Raw genomic sequence first — 19292 nt, 5'->3', positions numbered from 1 at the left:
TCAGCTTCCCAAGGATGGTGTGCGGAAATAAGGGGTTGGTGTCATTTTTGGCGACACAGAGATCGGTTCCTGGACAGATGATTCATCCAGAATCTGAAACAACAGGTCCAGACCGGACGGTAGATGCAAAGCCTGTATGACATGATCGGTCATGAAGTCGTCGGTCAAGGATTCATCATCCTTGTCCCGGTCTTGCAGACGGCAACGGTCTTGCAGACGGCAAGGGTCCTGAGGACGACAACGGTCCTGTAGATCGCAGTTTTCCTGCGGATCAGGTTCCGGATAAAAATGGCTGGATGATGATTCGTTATCCATGAAGATTCTCCTACTGTTTTGCAGCCGGTCCGCTGGAAACATTCTGGATGATGTCCCGATTGACCTGCTTTTGAATCGCGTCGGTTTTTTCCGCCAGCAGTGTCGCCAGCAGTGCCTCGATGTTGGTACGCTGACGAAAGGCGATGTACTGGTACTGCAATTGCTGCGCCTGCAGGATCACCCGTTCCTTGGCGAGTGCCGCCTTGCTCATCTTGGCGATCATCTGATACCACTTGCGATTGCCGTAGGTGGCCTGATCTTCCCAGGCCAGCGCCTGCATGAGCGAAGCATTGGCCGCCAGAGGGGTCGGGACGATCAGCTTTTTGTTGAGCGACTTGGCAAAATCCGTTCCGAAGCCGGGATTCTGGGTGTCCATGGCGGCGATTTGCGCCAGTACGGTGCGCGACAACGAAATCCGCGCCCGCGTCGAGAACATCTTGCCTTCTTCGGCTTGTCCGGCCAGGGTCTTGTAATAATCCTTGTGACGCTTGCCGACAGGGGGTGCCTGTACGAGATTGTCCACCAACTGGTGAAGCGCCTGATCGTCCAGCGTTTTGTGGGTTTCGTCATGTCCTGTGGGGGGCATATCCAGCAGGGTGCTGCCCAGAATGTCGAGATTGGGCTTGGCGCTGACCGGATCGGGACATATGCCTTCGGCAATTTCCCTGGCCGATGCGAACTCCGTACATTGGGTCGCGTAGGTTTTGAGCGGTTGCCGGGCGCTGACCTTGGAGACGAGATTATTGTCGGCGCTATGGTTGATCGGTATATAACCGCTGATGTGGTTATTCATCCCTAACGCTCCCGCCCCTCCGGCCACGGCCTGGGACAGCGTGGTCTGTCCGGTGCAGGTTTTGCCGGCACAGGGCATCGAGGGCGGCATTTGGGCGTTCTGGGTCTCGAACAGCCGGGCGCGGGCTTCCTGTTGCGCCTTGGCCATGGCGTTCATGTGCATCATGAGCGCCTGCATGAAAGTCTTGTTGGCCACCCGGTCTTTTGATTGTTCATTCATGTACAGGGGCTGCCAGTCATTGAAATAGATGTTGTTGATGGCATCGACGATATTGTCTTGCGCGGTGTTGACATCCCCCGGCGTGGCCACCTGCCCCTGCGAAAAACCACCCCCGCACATGCCTGTCACGGGCACCACATTGGTTCCGATCGTGATGGCGGATGGCGTTGTCGGCGGTGATTCGCCGGCCCATGCCAACCCGCTGGTCAGCATGAGCGAAAGTGCCAGAACGATCTTTTTCGGTGTGTTGCGCATTGCCCTCTCCTTCGATGAAAAAAGCGCTCTACCCCTTGGTGCCGCAAGGTTTTGGGGCGGTTGAACATTTGGTGCCGCAGGGCTGGCGCGTCTTGAGCGGGACTAAGGCGTACAGCATGAGAAAAATGGTGGTGCCCGCAGGATGGGGTCTGGTACATTGGGTTTTGTCTGGACAACCAAGGGGAAAAGATGAAGAAAGATTTACAACGATGGGAACAGATTGCCTGGAAAGTGTTTAACTGGTCTACCGGAGTTGTTGTTCTTAATGCTGTTGCTATATTAGTTAGAGAATACCATTACAGTAATCTACTTGTATTTATTTTTATGATTATTTTATTGCTACTATTATTTTTTTCAGCAGTGTTTTTGCTTTATGTAACCCCAGTTAACCATAAAATTTTTAATAACAGTTCTTCCTATGCGATTATAATAACCATCATATTTTTTCTACTTGAAATATCCGTTATTTTCTTTTTGATACATTAAAATAATGCATCATACATTAGGCGAAAAAACAAAAGCAACCTTCAAGCCAACAAATATCCAAAATATTTCCACAAATACAAACCATAATGGTGTTGAGCATGATGCTGTGAGTGCAACAACAAGAGCCATGCTAAGACTGACTATGATTGAAAGTCCGTAATATACCCCTCTTTCCTCAGCGTTATACAGTTTTCTTGCATTATGATGTATAACTATTATTGGCGTAAGCAAGCAAACAATGGTTAAAGCGATATGTAAATAATCAAGTATGTTTCCTTCTAAATAATTGTTGGTAAAATTAACACTGGATAATTTTACATAATTTATTTTTGAATCCACTGGCCCGGCCCAGGCCAGTCCGCTGGACAGCAAGAGCGAAAGTGCCAGAACAATCTTTTTCGGTGTGTTGCGCATTGCTCTCTCCTTCGATGAAAAAAGCGCTCTACCCCTTGGTGCCGCAAGGTTTTTGTGCGAAGTGTTTTCGGGACGGTGTTTTTGGTACAACTAGTACAGATTGTTGACCCAACTGCCCGATAATGCGGTGCTGGGCGCGTTGTTGACGGTCGTTTCGGCGCTTCCTGCATCCGAAGCATAGGTGCCCGTCGCATTGCTGACGGTTCCGCTGGCCGTGTTCAAGGCGCCCTGCTCCGCATTCAGTACCGTCGAACTGGCGCTGTTCAGCGCATTCTGTTCCAGTTGCGCGGGGTCCAGTGCAAAATTCAGGATGTTGTTGCCCTGGCTGATTTCGTTGTTCATGGTGCTGGTGAGCGTCGAGCAGGCTTGATCCATCATTTTTTTCGCAAGACTGTTGAACATGCTGTCCAGACTGCTGAAATTGAAATCGCTGCTGATATTGAAACCTTGCAGACCGCTCAGACAGCCTTGATTGAAACTGGTTTGTGGATTGGGCGGCTGCGACAGGGCCAGACTTTCCTTCGCCAGATTGCCGAAGTGCTGTTGCGCTTCACAGGTGGATGGACAGGAACTGGTGCAGCTACTATTGGTGGTAGCGGGCCCCGCCCAGGCCGTACCCGCGCTCATACTGCCCAAAACCAACAACATCCCCAGAGTGATTCGATGTTTCTTCATGGAAAACTTCCTCAAAAAAATAGCCTCAAACCCTTGGTGCCGCAGGTCTTCAGAACTTGTCCGGCTTGCGGCAGGGCTTTCCCTCCCTTGGTGCCGCAAGGTTTGGAGCGTCCTGACCCTTTGTCGCCGCAGGGGTGCGTACTGGCGTCACGGTGATGTTGATCTTCATGGAGAACGCAGTGCCGAAGGTGCCGCTTGTGTTAGATTCAAATATGGCAGGAACAGGAATGAGCGATTGGCAATCTGGAATTTTGGAAGCATTTGAATGACGTTTTATAAAACTACAATTAGAGTATACGCTATAATCGTTTTCCCTTAAATCAGCTAAGAATATTGAAGCATACAAGTATCATCGAGCCGATGATAGCCGGTATGTTGATAAGGATAAAATCATACCATACGGATTCATCAGCGTGAGATTGTTGACATTTTTTGTTGAGCTTCTTTAATATGAATGAATATGGCACCCATAATATCCATGTAGGAAAAAACATTGCGGCGATATATAGGCTCAACATGAGTAGTGAGCCATGCACACGATGCAAGTGATGCAAAAGCATACTGGGTGGCAAGTGATATGGACTAACGGTTATCGCTGCAGCCTGAGACGACATGGTAATAGCCGTAACCGGAAACTTGCTGGCCCAGGCCAGTCCGCTGGATAGCATGAGCGAAAGTGCCAGAACGATCTTTTTCGGTGTGTTGCGCATGGTGTTCTCCTTCTAGGAAAAAGCTTTCTATCCCTTATTATTCATGAGATTAATTGGTCCTGGTTATAGCATACACAGCAAAAACGTAAACAGGCAACATGGCCCATGATATTCCTTGCATCTGACTTTCTGTAGCAAAGCTTATCCATATCGCAACTCCCATTGTTATCGCGTATATAAAATTAACCATAATGACTACTAAGTTTTTCTCACTATCTTTCATGCGATAAACAGCCTCCCACCATGCTGAGGAAAACATGGTGATGTTTTTTTCAGGATCAACGGATGCCGGTTCAACCGGGTTAACCGATTTTATCATGCCACTCAATAGTCGGGCCATGAATATCCAGAATACTTCTACAAAAGCATAGGATATGGGTATAAAGCCCAACGACGATGCAATCAGCAATGCTATCAATGAACACTCCAGGAACATGGATAATCCGTAGCTGATCTTTCTATCGTTAGCCGAGATGTCGGGATGCTTGGAGAAGTAGGTGCGCATAACGACCAATGGCATCAACAGACAGATTATCGCCAAAGCGATATGCCAGTCATCCAGCCAGCTTCCCTGCAAATAATTGCGGGTGAAGTTCAACCATGCGACATTTTTAATCTTTGGAGATGCATCCGTGGGCATTTTTGTGGCCCATGCCGCATGGCTTGCCAACATCAAGCTGACAGTCAGTAGAGCCTGTATCCGTTGTTTGACGCGCATATCCTTTTTGGTGGCGTTTGTGTTCAAGTCCCATGATCTCCTAAAAGTCTGAGTATGCTCGCGCGCTGACACAATCTGTAGTTTCCAGTTTCTTTTACGACAGATAAAAACTTTTTCGAGCCATTGTATATCAAAAAAGAACCAACAGGCAGGTCATGTCCTAATATATAGCCGTATCCGGCCACAATATAAATATCGTGGTCATTTACGTTTTTTAATTCATGCCGCGAAAATACCTGTATCTTTGCATTCGGTATAAGATTTCTCAGCTTCTCGCGCAACGTGTATCCACCATGTCCACCTTGCGCCACGATCAGAATGTTTGATGGGTGAGCAATATTTATTCTTTTGCGTTTTTCCGCTGTCACGAACATATTAAGTATCTTCATATATCCTCCGTCATATGGTGAGATCATCCGGATGTCAGCATCCCATGCACCATTGGTGCCGCATGGTGATGCGTTACTGATTGTCTTTCGCCGGAACTGGTACGACAAATGGCAAGATTTTTTCCCGCACATCAGCAGGGAAATAAGATTTAGCCATTGACACCAGTTTCATGAATATTTCGGTATCGTTCATACCGTCTATCATGATGGACGGATGGATTTTTTCGTTACGTACTGCGTTTGTGTTCATGACTTCTCCTTTCTGTGTAAAAACCACCAACCCATTGGTGCCGCAAGACAATGTTTTAGGCATCCTGAATCCTTGGTGCCGCAGGGTGATACGCTGAGATTGAGTAATCAGTAATGTAATGTTTTCCATGTATTATCTGGCATCAAATCTTGAACCTAAACCGATACCTGCCAACAGGATACACATTTCACAGACCAGATAGCTTATTGGTCCAAGAATGGCAGCAAACAGTTCAAGACCAAAAATTAGCGATAATCCTATTACAAATGATAGCGCGCAATAAATCTTCTTTGTATCGTCTGAATCTTTCGTAAATGCTACATGCCTGTTTATCCAACATGTGGTTGCCAAAGGTGCAAAAATACAAACCAACGCTATGGTGATATGCAAATAAACCCAGACGTTCCATTGTTGGTAGTTCTCCGCAATATGCCGTGCAAATAGGTTTTTTGAGGGCGAATGGCGATGGGGGATACTACAAGCGCAAGTGTTTGATACCCCTGTCGCCCATGCCTGACTAACCGTCAGTGCCAGAATGATCGCAAGAAGCATCCATCGTTTTAACCAGTTGTGCATGGTCTGTTCCTTTCACGCAAAAGGTTCTGAACCATTGGTGCCGCAGTCTGTATTGGTTATGCCTGCATTCCCGGAAAACTGATGGATGGTGGTTTCCGGAAATACATCTCCAGCATCATGTGATTGGAAACCAGCCAGTTGATGGCGCGGTTCTCATCTTCCTGCAACTGTTTTTTCACATTCCATTGATTCGGCATGACCAGGGAAATCAGGGGCAGGCTGATGGATAACGGCAACCGGACCAGCAGGCGGTGCCACTCCACCGATTCCTGAAGCACCTGGATTTTCCGTTTGACGGCCATGTCCGGTTCAACCGCATGATCTTCCGCAGGCACAGGGTATTCCGGCATGGGGATTTCCCGCATGATCCTATCCAGCAGTGCATCCAATGGGGAATCCAGAATGTCGCCGTACAAGATGAGGCCCATATCCTGCATGTCTTCCCCGGCCTGCGCCTGATGGGTTTTCCACCATTGCGTACAGATTTGTGGCCATTGACTCACAGTTTCACCCCCTTGCTTACGCTGAATGTATCCCATGCGGTTTCTATGGCATCGAAAACCGGCGCTGGCACAGATAGCGAAAACTGTTTTTTCCGGTTTTTGGATATTTTGCCTTGATTGTCCAGACAGGATTGAATCAGACTGGACAAGTCAGAGTTGCGTACATCATATTCGGCATCTATCTGACGATAGATGGCGTCATAAGCGCGAAGCCTGTCAATTTCATGCTGGAGATCGTACCGCAAGGCTTCTTCTGCCATACGAAACCCAAAAAGCGCCATGGGTGTTGCATCCCAATACCGATACATGGATTCTGAACCGACAAAATTCAAATCATAATGATCGCTGTCAATCCATTGAATATCCCAGAATTCTCGTGCAGGTTTCGAGAAATGTTGCAAGGCTTCAAGATACTCGCGTTCGTTTCGCTTCATGGCTACGGACACTGGCAACAACATTCCATCCGGCAGCTCCCCGGATTGTGCGAGAGACCAATGGAACAAGAATCGAGAGAGGCGACCATTGCCGTCCATGAAGGGGTGCAGAAACACAAATCCGAATGACAGAATCGATGCAGACAGAATGGAATCTGCATTTCCCCGCAAGGTGGCGTCCAGTTTCAGGAGATCCGTCATCAAATGAGGCAGTATCTCCGGCGGTGGAGGGACATAGGTAATACCCAGAGACCTGGGAGCGCCATTCGTGAGCCAGTTTTGCTGGTGTCGATAAAACACCGCCCGATCCAACGGGTTGCTAACCATTTGGTTTTGCAGATCAACCAGATACTTTTCATCCAGGCGACGCGGTACAGACACCTGACGAAGTATCTGCATGAAGCTGTCCGCCTTGCTATGGGATAACGTTTCCCGCTCGATGGCAAAGGAACTGGTTGTTTCGTGCAAATACGCCCAGGCAATTGCCCGGTCCAGCAATTCGTGATCCGTGTTTACCCAGAACTCTCTGGATTCCCTGAGAATATCGCTGTCCAGGTAGTGCTGTAATGCTGCTGTGCGCTCTATCGTAACACAGTAATCCAGGGTCCCCAGACCATTGAATTCCACTTTCCATCGATCGGAGCGTGGCCCTGTGTCGGTCGTGACGTATCGGTTTCTATCGAAAACCGGAACCGTTGTTGCCCGGACAGACGGCATATTCTCCAATATCTGACCAGTAAAATGCTCCCATAGAAATGCGGCAACGCGAAGATAACTGCTAGTTGGCTTGGACTGGATCGCATTTCGGAGCGACTTCGCATCGACCAAGGGTAGCGCCTGTGCGAGAATTTGCAGATTGACACCCTCGTGTTTGAGTGCGAAAAGAATATGATCCAGAGGTTCCAGACTGTCAGGCGCGACACTGGCGGGAATCCGCAAATGATCCGCTTCACGGGTCACCTTGTTCACCGATGCTATCCGAGACGGCATGGCAACGGGAAATGTCCGAAGTTGCCAAGTTGTTCGTAAAAAATCATAACCAACCGATTTCATCACAGATTTCCTTTAACGCTGCAAGATTTTTTTGATTATAAGAACATTGCATCGGATTTTCTATAAAAAGCCAAGGTATTGTCGGCTTTGATCTGGTTATCTATGTGCTTGATGGCTTCTGCCAGTGCCTTTCCCAGATTGCGGATATGTTCCATCATCATCTCCGAAAGGATCAAACATGACGCCTTTCATTCAGATGCTTACCCAACAACAACATGGCAGATTCACCATTCAGAACATGGGCACGTCTCAACGCCAGTATCAAGCGTTCGGTATCGTCGGTTTCCACCCTGTCTCCAGCGAGCGCCGTAATGGTTTCCGCCAGCATATCCACAGGCGTTTTTTGAACCACCACCCCATGCGCGTGGGCCATTTTCAACACGGTTTCCTGTACAGTCTGCATGGCGATTCTCTCCAATACCTTGTTCATAAACAAAAGGATAACACAAAATCGCAGGTTTGTCCCATTCTACATGGATGGACCTGCGGAAGCCTTGCTGCCCAGGTGGAAAATACGCTTGATGGCTTCCACCAACATCTGGCCTAGACGCCGGATATGTTCCATCATCTTTTGCTTTCCCTCGGAATCAGGCTGCTGGCTGACGGTATATCCCAATTCGTTCAGGGCGTGGGCGTTTTTCTGCATCTGTTCCGGCGTCACCTTTCCATTCTTGACATCGCGCTGACCGCGCTCGCTGATGCTCTGGATGCCATCCTGCACTTCCGGGGTTAAACCCTCTTTTTTCACCCGGTTGTTCATCACCTGGATCTCATCGGGTGTCACTGGCGCCTCATTCAGCATGTTCATCACATCCAGCGTATCCCGACGGGATACATGCGGTACAATCGGGTCCTTTGACGAGCTTTTCGCAGGAGAATTGCTTGCAGCGGTGCCTTCCGCAGGAGTGCCTTCCGCAGGAGATTTGCCCTCTGCAGGAGTGCCTTCCGCAGGAGCGCCTTCCGCAGGAGCCTGATAGTGATGATGTTGATGCACCCGGCTGAACAGGCTGAAGCTCGGTTTCTGCGCATCCTTCGCATTCTGGTCTTGCCGCTGATCCTTCTGGTTTTGACCATCCTGTTTCGTTTGGTTTTCCTGTTGGGTTTTTTGATCTTTCTGCTGATTCTCCTGACCTTTTTGTTGCGCTTCCTGACCTTTTTGTTGCGCTTCCTGACCTTCATGTTGCGCTTCCCGGCCTTCCCACTGATTGGCTGGCGCACTTTTGTTTTTCATATCCCTGCTTGCCGTATTCTCGTCGGTATATTCCATTTCATTGGGAGCATTCGGGATGGGCATGGCGGCGGCGCGGGCATCGGCGGCCTGTTGTTCCGCCGCTGTCATCATCATACCGGCTGGGGCGGCATTCATGGCAGGGGTTGCTGTATCAATTGCCGGCGCGGGTGCAACGGTCTCGACGGCGGGTGCCGGCACAGACTGACCCGTATCCGGATCATATCGCCCGATCTGCTGGACCACGCTTCGGTAGCTATCCGTGCCTCGTTGCCGTTGCGTTACCAGCGCCTGCATCTGGGGAGCCAGCAGTTCCGGTTGGGCCTGCCATTGTTGCGCCAGATCATCCGGCAATTTGCCGACATGGAGCAGGTCATGCAGGGATTGCCGGTCGATGATCTGCCGATCCACGGGCTGTCCGGTTTCGGCATTAACGGCCCGGTATTCACCGGGTACGCCCGCTGGCACATATTGCAAACGGCCCAGGGTCAGGGCGGCATTCTGATCCAGCGCTTCTCGCTGGGCGCTCTGGTCATTGATCCAGGCCATGAAATCCATCGCTTCCGTCTGATTGTAAAAAGCCCGGATGAATTCCGACTGCTGAAAGGCCGCGTCGATGCGCATGGGATTCTGGTGGATGTCCGGCAGATAAATATCCTGTAGGCGCAAGCCGGTTTCTGTGGTTCGCGGACCTGCAGATTCTGCTTCTGGTGTTTTCGATGTTTCACTTTCTGGCATGGGTGTACTCCTTTCCATCGTGGGTTGTGGTTGAAGGTCTGGCCTCGGCTGTTCCCGGTTCACGGGTTCGACGCGCCTTGTCTGCGGCGGTGGAAGTTCTCCGTCAGGCGGCATGGGAGAGGGTCGCACGGGCAGAACCCCTCTATAGGTGCCCGGCGGAGGTGGACTCCATACCGTGCCCGGGGCATCTTTGAGAGTGTTCTGGTTCAGAATGCCCTGATAGCGGGTCTCCAGCCGGTTATCCAGCATATCCTCATGGATGGTTTCGTAGAGCGGCAGATTCTGGTTATCCAGATCGCGGGCCTGCAGACCGTCGCCGTCCAGAGCCATGACCTGGGCGGTTTCGACCTGCACGGCTTCCAGCGCCATATCCATAAGCATCGGCCACCTTTCAGGGCCGTCATGCTGGTAAATGCGCCGTGCCGTATCCAGCAGTTTCAGCAGGCGTGGGTCGTCCTGGTGCAAGGCCACCGGCAGGTCCATCCGGTCATCCGGCAGATCCAGGGTGAGGCGGGCCGATTCATGATCGAAAATGGCGCGCGCCAGTGCCATGGCCATACCCGGTGGACTGATTCTTTCGGAGGAGCTGACACCCTCCATGACTGGATCAGGTTGGGAAGTCCGCAAGCGAAGCAGTACGGCTTTCCCTTCCAAAGAAATAGTGTCAGGCAACTCCACGGCGGGCGCATCGGGAAAACGCTGGGTATCGAAAGGGGAAGAATACATGGTGGCACCTCGTCAAAAAATCCTCTGCACCCTTGGTGCCGCAAGGTTTTGCACTGGAAAGGTTGACGGCACCATGCAGATGGGTGTAGGAATCGAGCGAAGAAACGTGAGGACTTGCCATGTCATATCAAGCAGGATACGAAGATGGAAAACGCGCCGCCAGACCGCGCTATGATCCGGCGGCGAACTACCGGGCCGCGCTTTATCAACGGCAGGTGAACGAGGCTTTCCAGAATCAGGCCAATCAGTATCAGAATTTGTTGACCCGCTTCGAGAATCTGGTGGATGACTACAACAATCTGGTGGAACGCTACAATTTGAGGGGCGAAGCACTCCAGCACTCGGAAAACGCACTCCAGCACTCGGAAAACGCACTCCAGCACGAAGAAAAAGCGCATCAGCACGCGAAAAACGCGCACTGGATCGCAAAAAGAATGTGGATGTATCAAGAGGCGGCGTTGACCGCCTTGATCAACATTCCCGGTCTGGCCTTGACCAAGGAACCCACCGATGGTTTTGGTCCGGCCTTGCGCGAAGCGATTGAGGATTTGCAGAAGATCGACAACAGTGAGGAAACCTATCAGGATTTGATCGAGTACATCGGAGGAATGAGCCGGAACATTGCGGACAAGGCGATTTTGAAGCCGTACTTTCACAATGAGCTCAAATTGTTGCAGCTTTCCCCGCGAGATTCCGACCTTGCCCTGAAGATCCGGACCCTGTTGTCCAACCGGATGCAGATGCGGGCCAGCACGAACAATCCCCTGCCCTACAACTGGCCGGATCGTCCGGCGCAGCTCCGGGAAGTCATGGATGCGTCGGCCTATGTCACGGACACCACTTTTGAGCATCGGTTCATGGAGCGTTTTTATCAGATACTGACCCGTCGTGCGCTGGTGGCCATCTTCGGGCACATGAATCAGGGCAAGGACTGCACTGAACCGGAACCCGTTGCGGCTGCGCTGGCAGATGCGCGGCAAAGTGACGTGTTTCCGTTTTTTCCGGAAAATCGTCAGGCGCGATTCGGGGAAACCTTGCAGACGATCATGGTGGACGCCAGCGGCAACCCCACGGGCATCAGCTATGAAAACTGGTTGCGCAGCAGTTTCGGGCAGGTGCTGAACGCCATGGATGAGTGGTATCTGTTTCGTCAGAACGGGACATCGACCGATCTGTCCCAACTGATTCCGCAAGCCGTCAATCTTGATGTGCCGACTGCCACACCGCCATCGGAAATGCCCGTCAAAAAGGTGGTCAATGGTGGATGGGGAAGTGAAAACCATGCTCCAGCGCAAGCATCGCCGGTAAATCCTGCGAATCCGTCCCCCAAGTCACCCGGATGGGGAGAGCAACCTGCCGGGACATGGGGAGCGCCACCACCCCCGGTCGAGAAGCAACCATCCTCTGGCGATAGCCATAAAAAACCATCCTCTGACGGGAAGAATCCTCCGCGCTATACCTGGGGTGGCGGACCATCCTGATCGAGAAAGAAATTTTGTTGCCTATCCAGGTAGATGCTATGCTGATCCCGTACTGGAAAAGAATCGATGCGAGGTACAAAACATGGCATTTGAAGTCATCATCAGCGATCTTTCAGATTTGATGGAAGAAAAGGCGGCTGCGCGAGAGGCAGATATGCGCACCATTCTCGAAGGGCGGGCCAGTGCAGCCAGCATTCACCGCAAAAACGCCTTTCTCACGAATGTCCGCGAATGGACCGAGATTGATATGCGGCAGTGTAAGCGCCATTTTGATGAAAAAGAGGATCTTCACGGCGGGATCATCGTGTTGTGAACGCGGAAGATATTCCGGTTTCGATCGACGACACCATTCTGGTTTTATCTCGCGCAGCACAGGCCAGCAATAGTCACCATTTGTCCGATGTCACACTGGTTGGCGGTCAGGCGTTAAACTTCTGGGCAAATCGGTATTTTGGAAGCTGTGACGATTTTGTATCTGGTGACATAGATCTGTTGGGTGGCACCACAGACGCGGGCCATCTGACGCCAGCCGAAATCCTTGGCGTCCTGCTTGAGCGCCGCCAATTGCGACAGGGTGTCATCACGCACCAGGAGCTGGGCCAGCGCGGCCTTGGCCGGTTCGTCCAATACTTCCGCAAGCAGGCCGCCCAGCCGCCGGCGTTCGGCAGACAGGGCTTCGCTGACCAGCTCTTGCAGGGTGGTATAGCCGGGCCGGATGATCTTGTGCTCGTTGAGCCAGACGATCAGCTCAGCGGCGATGAACCCCGGCATCACATCGCGCCGCACGGTCTGGGCGGTCATTGCGACAAGCTGCGGCAGGAAATCGGCTGCCCACGATTGGTAGCCGAACAGGTCGGCGATTCGTTCGCGCTGGGTGTAATGCTCGATTACCTTGCTCCATACCGGATCACTCCAAATTTTCTTCACGCATTAATCCCGTGCCTCAAAGCCAATCCATGACGTGCAACTTCCGCGATGAGAGCGCTTCGTCAGTGTCGGCGCGCCCTTGCCCGGCCAACCATCGGAAGACCTACAGACGCCGCAAATTCCGCGTTTGGCATGTATCCGTACCGCTTGCCTTGATGTCCAATCATGTGAATAGCTACAGGCATCAAGGCCGCGTGATCTGCGGACCCTTGTCTATAAAGACGTAACTCATAACTGGTTTCACCAATTCTGGAGATTGCAGCCAGATCACCGGCACCGGCCAATCTGGAATATCGAAGCGGCCCAGTCCCAAGTCGGAAATCAAGATTATTTTCGGCTTCAAAGGTGACGCGACACTGTTCATCAACTTCGTTGAGGTCGATGTAGTTCATCCGCACCATACACGAATAGGTGGCCTTATGCCCACGTGCGTTTCTGATCGTAAGCGGCGGGAAGAAGTCATAGCAGTCTTTGCTTAGCCAAAAATACTGCGTCCCCTTGCCAGCAACGGACCCAGGCGCGGCTTGCACTCTCGCCGTATCTGAGTGGCTCAGCCGCAGGATCATCGTGACCTCGTCGGTATCATCTAGGACAATATCAGCGGATTGTTCATCGTAAAGGAGCTGCCATGCTGGGGCCGTCAAGTCTGCGAGATCTGGGCGATAGAAAGCCCAATTTTGGTGCAGCATGTTGTCCATCATCGATTGCCAAGAGAAATTCATCGCGGCTGTAGACGTCGGCTCTAGCAGGACCGAAAGCTCGACGTTCTGTGACATGCCCGGCCCGGTGAAATTGCCCGACGTGACCACCAATGATTCCCCTCGGGCGGACTTGGTTCCGTAGCACTTGGCATGAAGAAGGCGCTTGCGGTTGATGATGTGGACATCGGCGCCGCATTCCAGCATTTCTTTGACGACTTGTTTACTCGTCAGCCTGGCGTTGGCACTTCCGGAAAACACCGCGACCACATTCCCACCACGGTCGCGGTGCTGCTTGAACGTCTCAAAGAAGCGTACACCGCCGTTATAGTTACCAAACCCTGAGACGATGAACATAGTCCCGTCACCTGGTGTGTGTTCGCGTACCCAAACTCTTTCCAAGATGTTCACTAGACCTTTGCTGTGTCCGGTTGCGTATACGTTCGGATGCAGGGTCAGTTCATTCATTTGGATCTCACAATCACCATAGCCTCGGCGGTAACGGCGTTGTCCATGTGGTAGCCATAACGCTGGTAGGTTTGCAGCGGCACGGTTTCAACGTGGGTCCACCCGCATGAGCTGGCAATCTCGGCAAGATGTTGAGGCGTGTTGATGTCGAACCGTTTACCGCCCAGAACGGTGTGATTGCCGCCAACGATCAGAGCAAATGGCGCGCCCTTTCCCATTAAGGGCCCAATCGCAGAGAATACTTGCGCCATGCCAGCGAAGTACCGATAGAGCAGTAGTGGAACAGCTTTGCGCCTAAAACCATCGTCCTCGCAGAGCGCTCCTTGCAGCATGCGGCAATAGTCGGCCTGAGCTTCTGGAAGCCCCGCTGCGTTGCAGAGCAGTTGATCTAGCAGTGCACGCTTTGATTGTTGCCCGCGTACTTCTCGGCTTCCGACAAGTCGAGCCTCAAGCGAAGGAATTTCTGACGGAGGAATCAAATCTAACCATATAAGGCTCAGTCGTTGGGTATCAATGTAGGGCAGCGCCGTTGCATAAGGCGGACTGGTCAATGCGCAGTCAAATTTCTCGGAGCTACCAAGAGCTTTCGCCGTCATCTCGCGGCTGTCAGTCAGGATGGCTCGGCTTGTCGGTTTGGCTGCGCGGACGATCTGTTGCGCGTCTTCAAGTTTGTTGATGAACTGTTCCGCCGCCTCTTCATAGGCAGTGATAAACAGCTTCTCCGGGAGGGGGGATTTCCTCCGCCGGATGCGAAGATCATTGGGGTCTTGGAAGGAATAGTCACGCAGCAAATTGCTGGCGATGGCCAACAGCGGTGCTGACGTCTGCGGCTCGCTTTCCTCGATGGCCAACCTTAACCGCTCGATTTGTTGGAAAATCTCGGGCGTAAACCAGGCCAACAAATATTCCTCGCGTGCTGCCAGGTTGCATCCTTCCTTTGGAACCTTGATCCTGCGCTCGCGCTTAACAATCTTGGCTAATTCTGCGCGTAGAGTGGCGGCCGGCATACTGATCGCTGCAAGCTTGGCATTTGCAATAAAGACGGCCAGCGGATTGATGTCGGTGCCGACAGCATTCATCCCAAGATGAACGCATTCGAGCAGTGAGGTGCCCGACCCACAGAAGGGGTCTAGCACACGTGAACCAACCGGAATATCAAGGATGTTAAGGATCGCGCGGGCAATCTGTGGATTGAATTTTCCCTTATATTCATGAAGGCCGTGCGCTGAATATCGTGTTGATTGACGATTAGGTCCATTTCCGTTCACACGCTCAAGCTGGGACTGCATCGTCGGCGCATAGCGCTCGCCATCCCACACGCTTGCAAAATAGACGAGCCTGTGTGCCGTCTCTGCGTCAAAGTCCCCACTAAGTCTTAAACCCTTGGAAGTCTCCGAGAGCGCAGCTGCAGGCATGAGGGTATTCACCTCGCGCTTCGCGAGTTCCAGCTCATAGGGGAAATATTTGTATCGGTGACGGATCAGTTCGACCATTTTCTAGTTTTTCTGTAAGACGAGGATTGTCTCGGTCTTGATGTTGGCGTGAGCAAGGTTAAAAGATTTACGGACTGACGAAATCGTGCGTTCGATGCGAGCGCTTGTGCCGAAGCCAAACTCTGCCGCAACCGCTTGGATGATGTCGGCGTTGTTGATGATCTTGCCGTGGATTTTTGATCGTCCTATTACGAAGCAGGCGTATCCACGCTTCACAAGTACATGGTTGATGAGCCTGAACGTGTCCCGCATTTGGTTCCAGAAATTCTCTTCGGTATGATGGTTCCGTTTGAAGAAGTGGGCGCGTGCGCCAATTTCTTGTTCTTTGACGGCTAGAGGGTCAAAGCCCAGCCACCACATGCGGTATTTGTGGTAAAGCCAGTATTCGTAGGCGTTTGGGTAGGGTGGTGACGTGATGACGAGTCCCACTCTACCCCCCAGTTGTTCGGGATCCACTTTTAGGGTGTTTGCCTCGATCACCGTGGCCGGTCCGATGTCCCAGTTTCTTGAGGCCAGCGCCTTATCCAGCTTCTCGACGGCAGCGATGAAACTGGTGAAGACGTCCGCCCGCGCGATGTCCTTTTTTACCGCTGCATAACGCGTGTCGCTGTCTTGGTTTGAGACGCGAACCAAAATCGAGGACAGTGCTAGCCTAAGCGCGTCGTGGGACGCTAAATCAGAGATAGTGCTAATCTCATTTACTAGGGCCGCGATTGCGCCTTGGATGTCTGCCTTGAACCAGTGATCGACATTCGGGATGTCCCATGTCTGTTTGGAGCGGCTTCGGCTTGCGTTGGCGCTGATCGCGCGCGCCTTATCGGCGAGATCAATTGGCCGAGCGCCGGTTTTTACGCGCGCGATGAGACACGCGATGGGGTTTAGGTCCACACCTACAGAAGGTAGACCTAAGCGCTGCGCTTCTAGAAGGGTTGTCCCGCTTCCGGCGAACGGATCGAAAACGAGAGTCCCCTTCGGGCACGGCAACGTGCGCATCAGCGCTCGCGGAATCTCGCCAATGAATTTTGCCGGGTAAGGGTGGATGGCTTCAATCGCGTGCGCACGCTCGCGCTTTTCGAAGCTCCAATCGATAGCTTCAAGCTGTACGTTGGTACTCGACCGTGGGAGTGCGTTCGCTCCGGTGGCTATGACCTCTGTCGTGAATCCGGTTAAGGTCACGATGTGCCCCCTTTGTTGACCGCGAAGAGGGGCCACTGTTCTGCGATGTAATTTTCAGCCGCGTCTCGGATCACCCAGGCGACGGACACCTTCTTTCGCTTGGCGATCTCTTGCAGCGTCGCATACAACTCTGGCGGCAAGCTCGCAGAGGCGCGTGTTGCGCGTGGCTTGCCGGTCGGTTTCCGGCCTCGTTTGGCTGTCATGATCGCCCCCCACGAATTAACTGCAGTATCTTACAGCACTGTGCAGCACGCGGGAAGGGGCGCACGCTAAGCTGACGGTCACGGGGATCGCCCGGCACACCGTGGTGCGGTCCCTCGCGGTACACCTACGGTACAGCCATCATGTTTGCCAGACTCCACCAAAGTACGCTAAGTTTTTGTCAAAAAACTACTTTTTTCTTCCGTTGCTTACGCTTTCATGTGCTTGATTTTCCTAGGCACGCAGCGTTAACGTGAAAGAACCCGATCTCCAGGCGAGCGGCAGCCTGGCGTGACGCGAGCCTGTGCGAAGGTGTTGCGGTGGAGCGAAGATTTATACGGCGGCGGATAGGTAGCCGTGTTTGGCGAGCACTCTACGGCTTGTTCAATCAGAGATCGTGCCGCACGCCGCAGCACGCCCTCTATCCCCAAGCCCAGCTCTCTCATACCACCCTCAAATACGGTATTCTTTTCCACGGCGTACTCCTTACGTTGCCCACTTGGTCTGCAAACCCTTTGTAGGAACAGTACGCCACCTTACTCAAGTCAGTTGTAAATCTGCCTGTACACCACTTTCGATTATCGCTCTAATTCACTTGCACAAATTGAGGCATCCATATAAGCGCTTGATGTCGGGCGGCTATCAGTGCGTCTGCTTCCATACTGCAAGACTATGCCTGCTGCATGAAAAGTACAAGTTATTTGTTAATGGCTCCCAACCTTGGGCTGGGGCGGATGGCGGCAATTTCCGATATGGACTACCAGCGGCTGGCCAGCACCTCAGACAGCCGCATCCGCCTGGAAACTCTGCAGGAGGCCAATGACCGGATAAGCAACGACATTGCCAAACTGCCCATTTTTCAGCACTACAACCTGGGTTCCGGCATCCATTCCAGCAGCGACGGGCAAAAGTTTGAAACCAGCCGTGACACCCTGAATGCCCGCCACTCCCTCAAATACTTCGGGCTGAAGAAGGGCATCGTGTCCTACACCCTGATAGCCAATCATGTGCCGGTGAATGCGGCGTCATCGGGGCCAATGAACATGAAAGCCATTATGTGTTCGACCTGCTATACAACAACACCACTGACATCGAAATTGACACCCATTCCACTGACACGCATGGCGCCAACCAGGTCAACTTTGCCATCCTGTACCCGTTCGGCTACCAGTTTGCCCCCCACTACCGCGACACTTACAGCGTGGTCACAAAATCACTGTATGGCTTCAAACCACCCAGCCACTACGAGGAATGTGTGGTCAAACCTGCCCACAAGGTCAACACTGGCCTGATCATCAGCGAATGGGACAACATCCAGCGCATCATGGTATCGCTGGCCCGCAAGAACCGCACCAAACGTGCTTTGTGGGAATATGACAGCATCATCAGGAGCCTGTACTTGCTGGACTACGTTGACTCGCTGCCGTTGCGGCAAAATGTGCAGAAGGCGCTGAACCGGGGGGAGAGTTATCACAAGCTGCGCCGTGCCATCGCCTACGCCAATTTTGGCAAGCTGCGGTTCAAGACCGAATACGAACAGCAGGTATGGAACGAATGCAGCCGCCTGCTTACCAACTGCATAATTTATTACAACGCCAGCCTTCTTTCTGGTGTGTTGGTACTCAGAGAACAGGCCGGGGATTATGAGGGCATCGCCAGGCTGGCAAGGGTATCTCCAGTGGCTTGGTCGCACATCAATCTGTTTGGGCGTTATGAATTTGACAAGCCACTGGAGCCGATTGACCTGGATCGGCTCATTGGGGAGTTAGCCATGATGCCTGTTCCCCATAATTCAGATGGCGAGGTTCTGGAATAGTCCGATTTGTCGGTTTGGGCAAAAATACCCAGGATTCGCCTCTCCTGCTGGGGATCACGAACTATACAAGGAATACACATCCGAGAATGGCGGGATAAAAGTGGAGGGAAACACACTCAAAAACGCCATGATCCACGACGCATTGAAAAAATCCGTCACCTTCGCATCGCGCCTATACAGAAGCGCACCAGTACAGCATTACCTGATTTACAAACGAAACACGAAATCAGTGTATCCACTGGAACAGTATTTGAGAAAAATCATGAATACCGATCCAAACATGGTCCGGCTAAAAAAAGAAATCAAGCAACACACATCCAGAGCGGCATTGTTGCTCTGCCAACTGCACGAAACCTGTGGTGAACCGGATCAAAAAGTTTATGAGCAGACGCAAGATTTGGAAAACCTGCTGAAAAAGATGCCCGGTTGCGAACACTTGGCTCAAAATATCAGCAAAGCCTTGAACAAGGCCCCATTGGTCAGTGGACAGCAGAAAACGGCGTTTCTGGCATCATTTTCTGCATCCTCTTCTTATGGACCGTCTATGTGA

Annotated in this window: 20 protein-coding genes and 2 pseudogenes; 4 read left to right on the top strand and 18 right to left on the bottom strand. The window is 52.0% G+C overall.

Annotation, left to right across the window (positions count from 1 at the left end; all coding sequences use genetic code 11):
* From ACJU26_RS05855 to ACJU26_RS05795, 13 genes are all read right to left on the bottom strand, one after another.
* Complete coding sequence (locus ACJU26_RS05855; protein ID WP_414041582.1) at positions 1-315, bottom strand: hypothetical protein; 315 nt, start codon at positions 313-315, stop codon at positions 1-3.
* A gap of 10 nt (positions 316-325) precedes the next feature.
* Positions 326-1582: a hypothetical protein gene (locus ACJU26_RS05850; protein ID WP_414041581.1), complete on the bottom strand. Its 1257-nt coding sequence runs from the start codon at positions 1580-1582 to the stop codon at positions 326-328.
* A gap of 495 nt (positions 1583-2077) precedes the next feature.
* The gene (locus ACJU26_RS05845) at positions 2078-2482 is read right to left on the bottom strand and encodes a hypothetical protein (protein ID WP_414041580.1); all 405 of its coding nucleotides are present in this window, start codon (positions 2480-2482) and stop codon (positions 2078-2080) included.
* A gap of 90 nt (positions 2483-2572) precedes the next feature.
* Entirely contained in the window at positions 2573-3157 is a 585-nt protein-coding gene (locus ACJU26_RS05840) for a hypothetical protein (protein WP_414041579.1), read from the bottom strand.
* Between the two features lie 320 nt (positions 3158-3477).
* The gene (locus ACJU26_RS05835) at positions 3478-3867 is read right to left on the bottom strand and encodes a hypothetical protein (protein WP_414041578.1); all 390 of its coding nucleotides are present in this window, start codon (positions 3865-3867) and stop codon (positions 3478-3480) included.
* Positions 3868-3916: 49 nt separating this feature from the next.
* Positions 3917-4612 carry a hypothetical protein gene (locus ACJU26_RS05830; RefSeq protein ID WP_414041577.1) on the bottom strand — a complete coding sequence of 232 codons (696 nt, stop codon included), beginning with the start codon at positions 4610-4612 and terminating at the stop codon, positions 3917-3919.
* The gene (locus tag ACJU26_RS05825; protein ID WP_414041576.1) at positions 4609-4974 is read right to left on the bottom strand and encodes a hypothetical protein; all 366 of its coding nucleotides are present in this window, start codon (positions 4972-4974) and stop codon (positions 4609-4611) included. Before ACJU26_RS05825 ends, ACJU26_RS05830 begins: the two co-directional genes overlap by 4 nt.
* Positions 4975-5047: 73 nt before the next feature.
* Positions 5048-5287 carry a hypothetical protein gene (locus ACJU26_RS05820; protein WP_414041575.1) on the bottom strand — a complete coding sequence of 80 codons (240 nt, stop codon included), beginning with the start codon at positions 5285-5287 and terminating at the stop codon, positions 5048-5050.
* Between the two features lie 69 nt (positions 5288-5356).
* Complete coding sequence (locus ACJU26_RS05815; RefSeq protein ID WP_414041574.1) at positions 5357-5800, bottom strand: hypothetical protein; 444 nt, start codon at positions 5798-5800, stop codon at positions 5357-5359.
* A gap of 56 nt (positions 5801-5856) precedes the next feature.
* The gene (locus tag ACJU26_RS05810; protein WP_414041573.1) at positions 5857-6303 is read right to left on the bottom strand and encodes a hypothetical protein; all 447 of its coding nucleotides are present in this window, start codon (positions 6301-6303) and stop codon (positions 5857-5859) included.
* A complete protein-coding gene (locus ACJU26_RS05805; RefSeq protein WP_414041572.1) occupies positions 6300-7706 on the bottom strand; it encodes a Fic family protein in 1407 nt (468 codons plus the stop codon). The genes ACJU26_RS05810 and ACJU26_RS05805 overlap by 4 nt, the downstream gene beginning before the upstream one ends.
* Before the next feature lie 256 nt (positions 7707-7962).
* Positions 7963-8193, bottom strand: a complete 231-nt coding sequence (locus tag ACJU26_RS05800; RefSeq protein ID WP_414041571.1) for a hypothetical protein — start codon at positions 8191-8193, stop codon at positions 7963-7965.
* 66 nt (positions 8194-8259) lie between these two features.
* A complete protein-coding gene (locus ACJU26_RS05795; RefSeq protein ID WP_414041570.1) occupies positions 8260-10482 on the bottom strand; it encodes a hypothetical protein in 2223 nt (740 codons plus the stop codon).
* A 119-nt stretch (positions 10483-10601) separates the two neighbouring features.
* On the opposite strand from ACJU26_RS05795, the gene ACJU26_RS05790 reads away from it, so the two are divergent.
* Entirely contained in the window at positions 10602-11963 is a 1362-nt protein-coding gene (locus ACJU26_RS05790; protein ID WP_414041569.1) for a hypothetical protein, read from the top strand.
* A gap of 82 nt (positions 11964-12045) precedes the next feature.
* The gene (locus ACJU26_RS05785) at positions 12046-12276 is read left to right on the top strand and encodes a hypothetical protein (protein WP_414041568.1); all 231 of its coding nucleotides are present in this window, start codon (positions 12046-12048) and stop codon (positions 12274-12276) included.
* 197 nt (positions 12277-12473) lie between these two features.
* On the opposite strand, the pseudogene ACJU26_RS05780 reads toward ACJU26_RS05785, so the two are convergent.
* From ACJU26_RS05780 to ACJU26_RS05760, 5 genes and pseudogenes are all read right to left on the bottom strand, one after another.
* A pseudogene (locus tag ACJU26_RS05780) lies at positions 12474-12848 on the bottom strand (DUF4158 domain-containing protein); the annotation flags it as partial.
* Between the two features lie 104 nt (positions 12849-12952).
* Positions 12953-14056, bottom strand: coding sequence for a hypothetical protein (locus ACJU26_RS05775; RefSeq protein WP_414041567.1), 1104 nt, complete (start codon positions 14054-14056; stop codon positions 12953-12955).
* A complete protein-coding gene (locus ACJU26_RS05770; protein ID WP_414041566.1) occupies positions 14053-15549 on the bottom strand; it encodes a TRM11 family SAM-dependent methyltransferase in 1497 nt (498 codons plus the stop codon). The genes ACJU26_RS05775 and ACJU26_RS05770 overlap by 4 nt, the downstream gene beginning before the upstream one ends.
* Positions 15550-15552: 3 nt before the next feature.
* Positions 15553-16725, bottom strand: coding sequence for a DNA methyltransferase (locus ACJU26_RS05765; RefSeq protein WP_414041565.1), 1173 nt, complete (start codon positions 16723-16725; stop codon positions 15553-15555).
* Complete coding sequence (locus ACJU26_RS05760; RefSeq protein WP_414041564.1) at positions 16722-16928, bottom strand: ribbon-helix-helix domain-containing protein; 207 nt, start codon at positions 16926-16928, stop codon at positions 16722-16724. Before ACJU26_RS05760 ends, ACJU26_RS05765 begins: the two co-directional genes overlap by 4 nt.
* 681 nt (positions 16929-17609) lie before the next feature.
* On the opposite strand from ACJU26_RS05760, the pseudogene ACJU26_RS05755 reads away from it, so the two are divergent.
* Both ACJU26_RS05755 and ACJU26_RS05750 read left to right on the top strand, forming a co-directional pair.
* Positions 17610-18742 (top strand): annotated as a pseudogene (locus ACJU26_RS05755) (transposase).
* A 100-nt stretch (positions 18743-18842) separates the two neighbouring features.
* Positions 18843-19292 (top strand): hypothetical protein, encoded by a 450-nt coding sequence (locus ACJU26_RS05750; RefSeq protein ID WP_414041563.1) that lies wholly within the window; start codon positions 18843-18845, stop codon positions 19290-19292.

This window comes from Acidithiobacillus sp. M4-SHS-6 (assembly GCF_047421495.1).
Classification (GTDB): Bacteria; Pseudomonadota; Gammaproteobacteria; order Acidithiobacillales; family Acidithiobacillaceae; genus Acidithiobacillus.
Note: the sequence above shows the minus strand (reverse complement) of the source record. Positions and strands in the feature narration are given on the sequence as shown.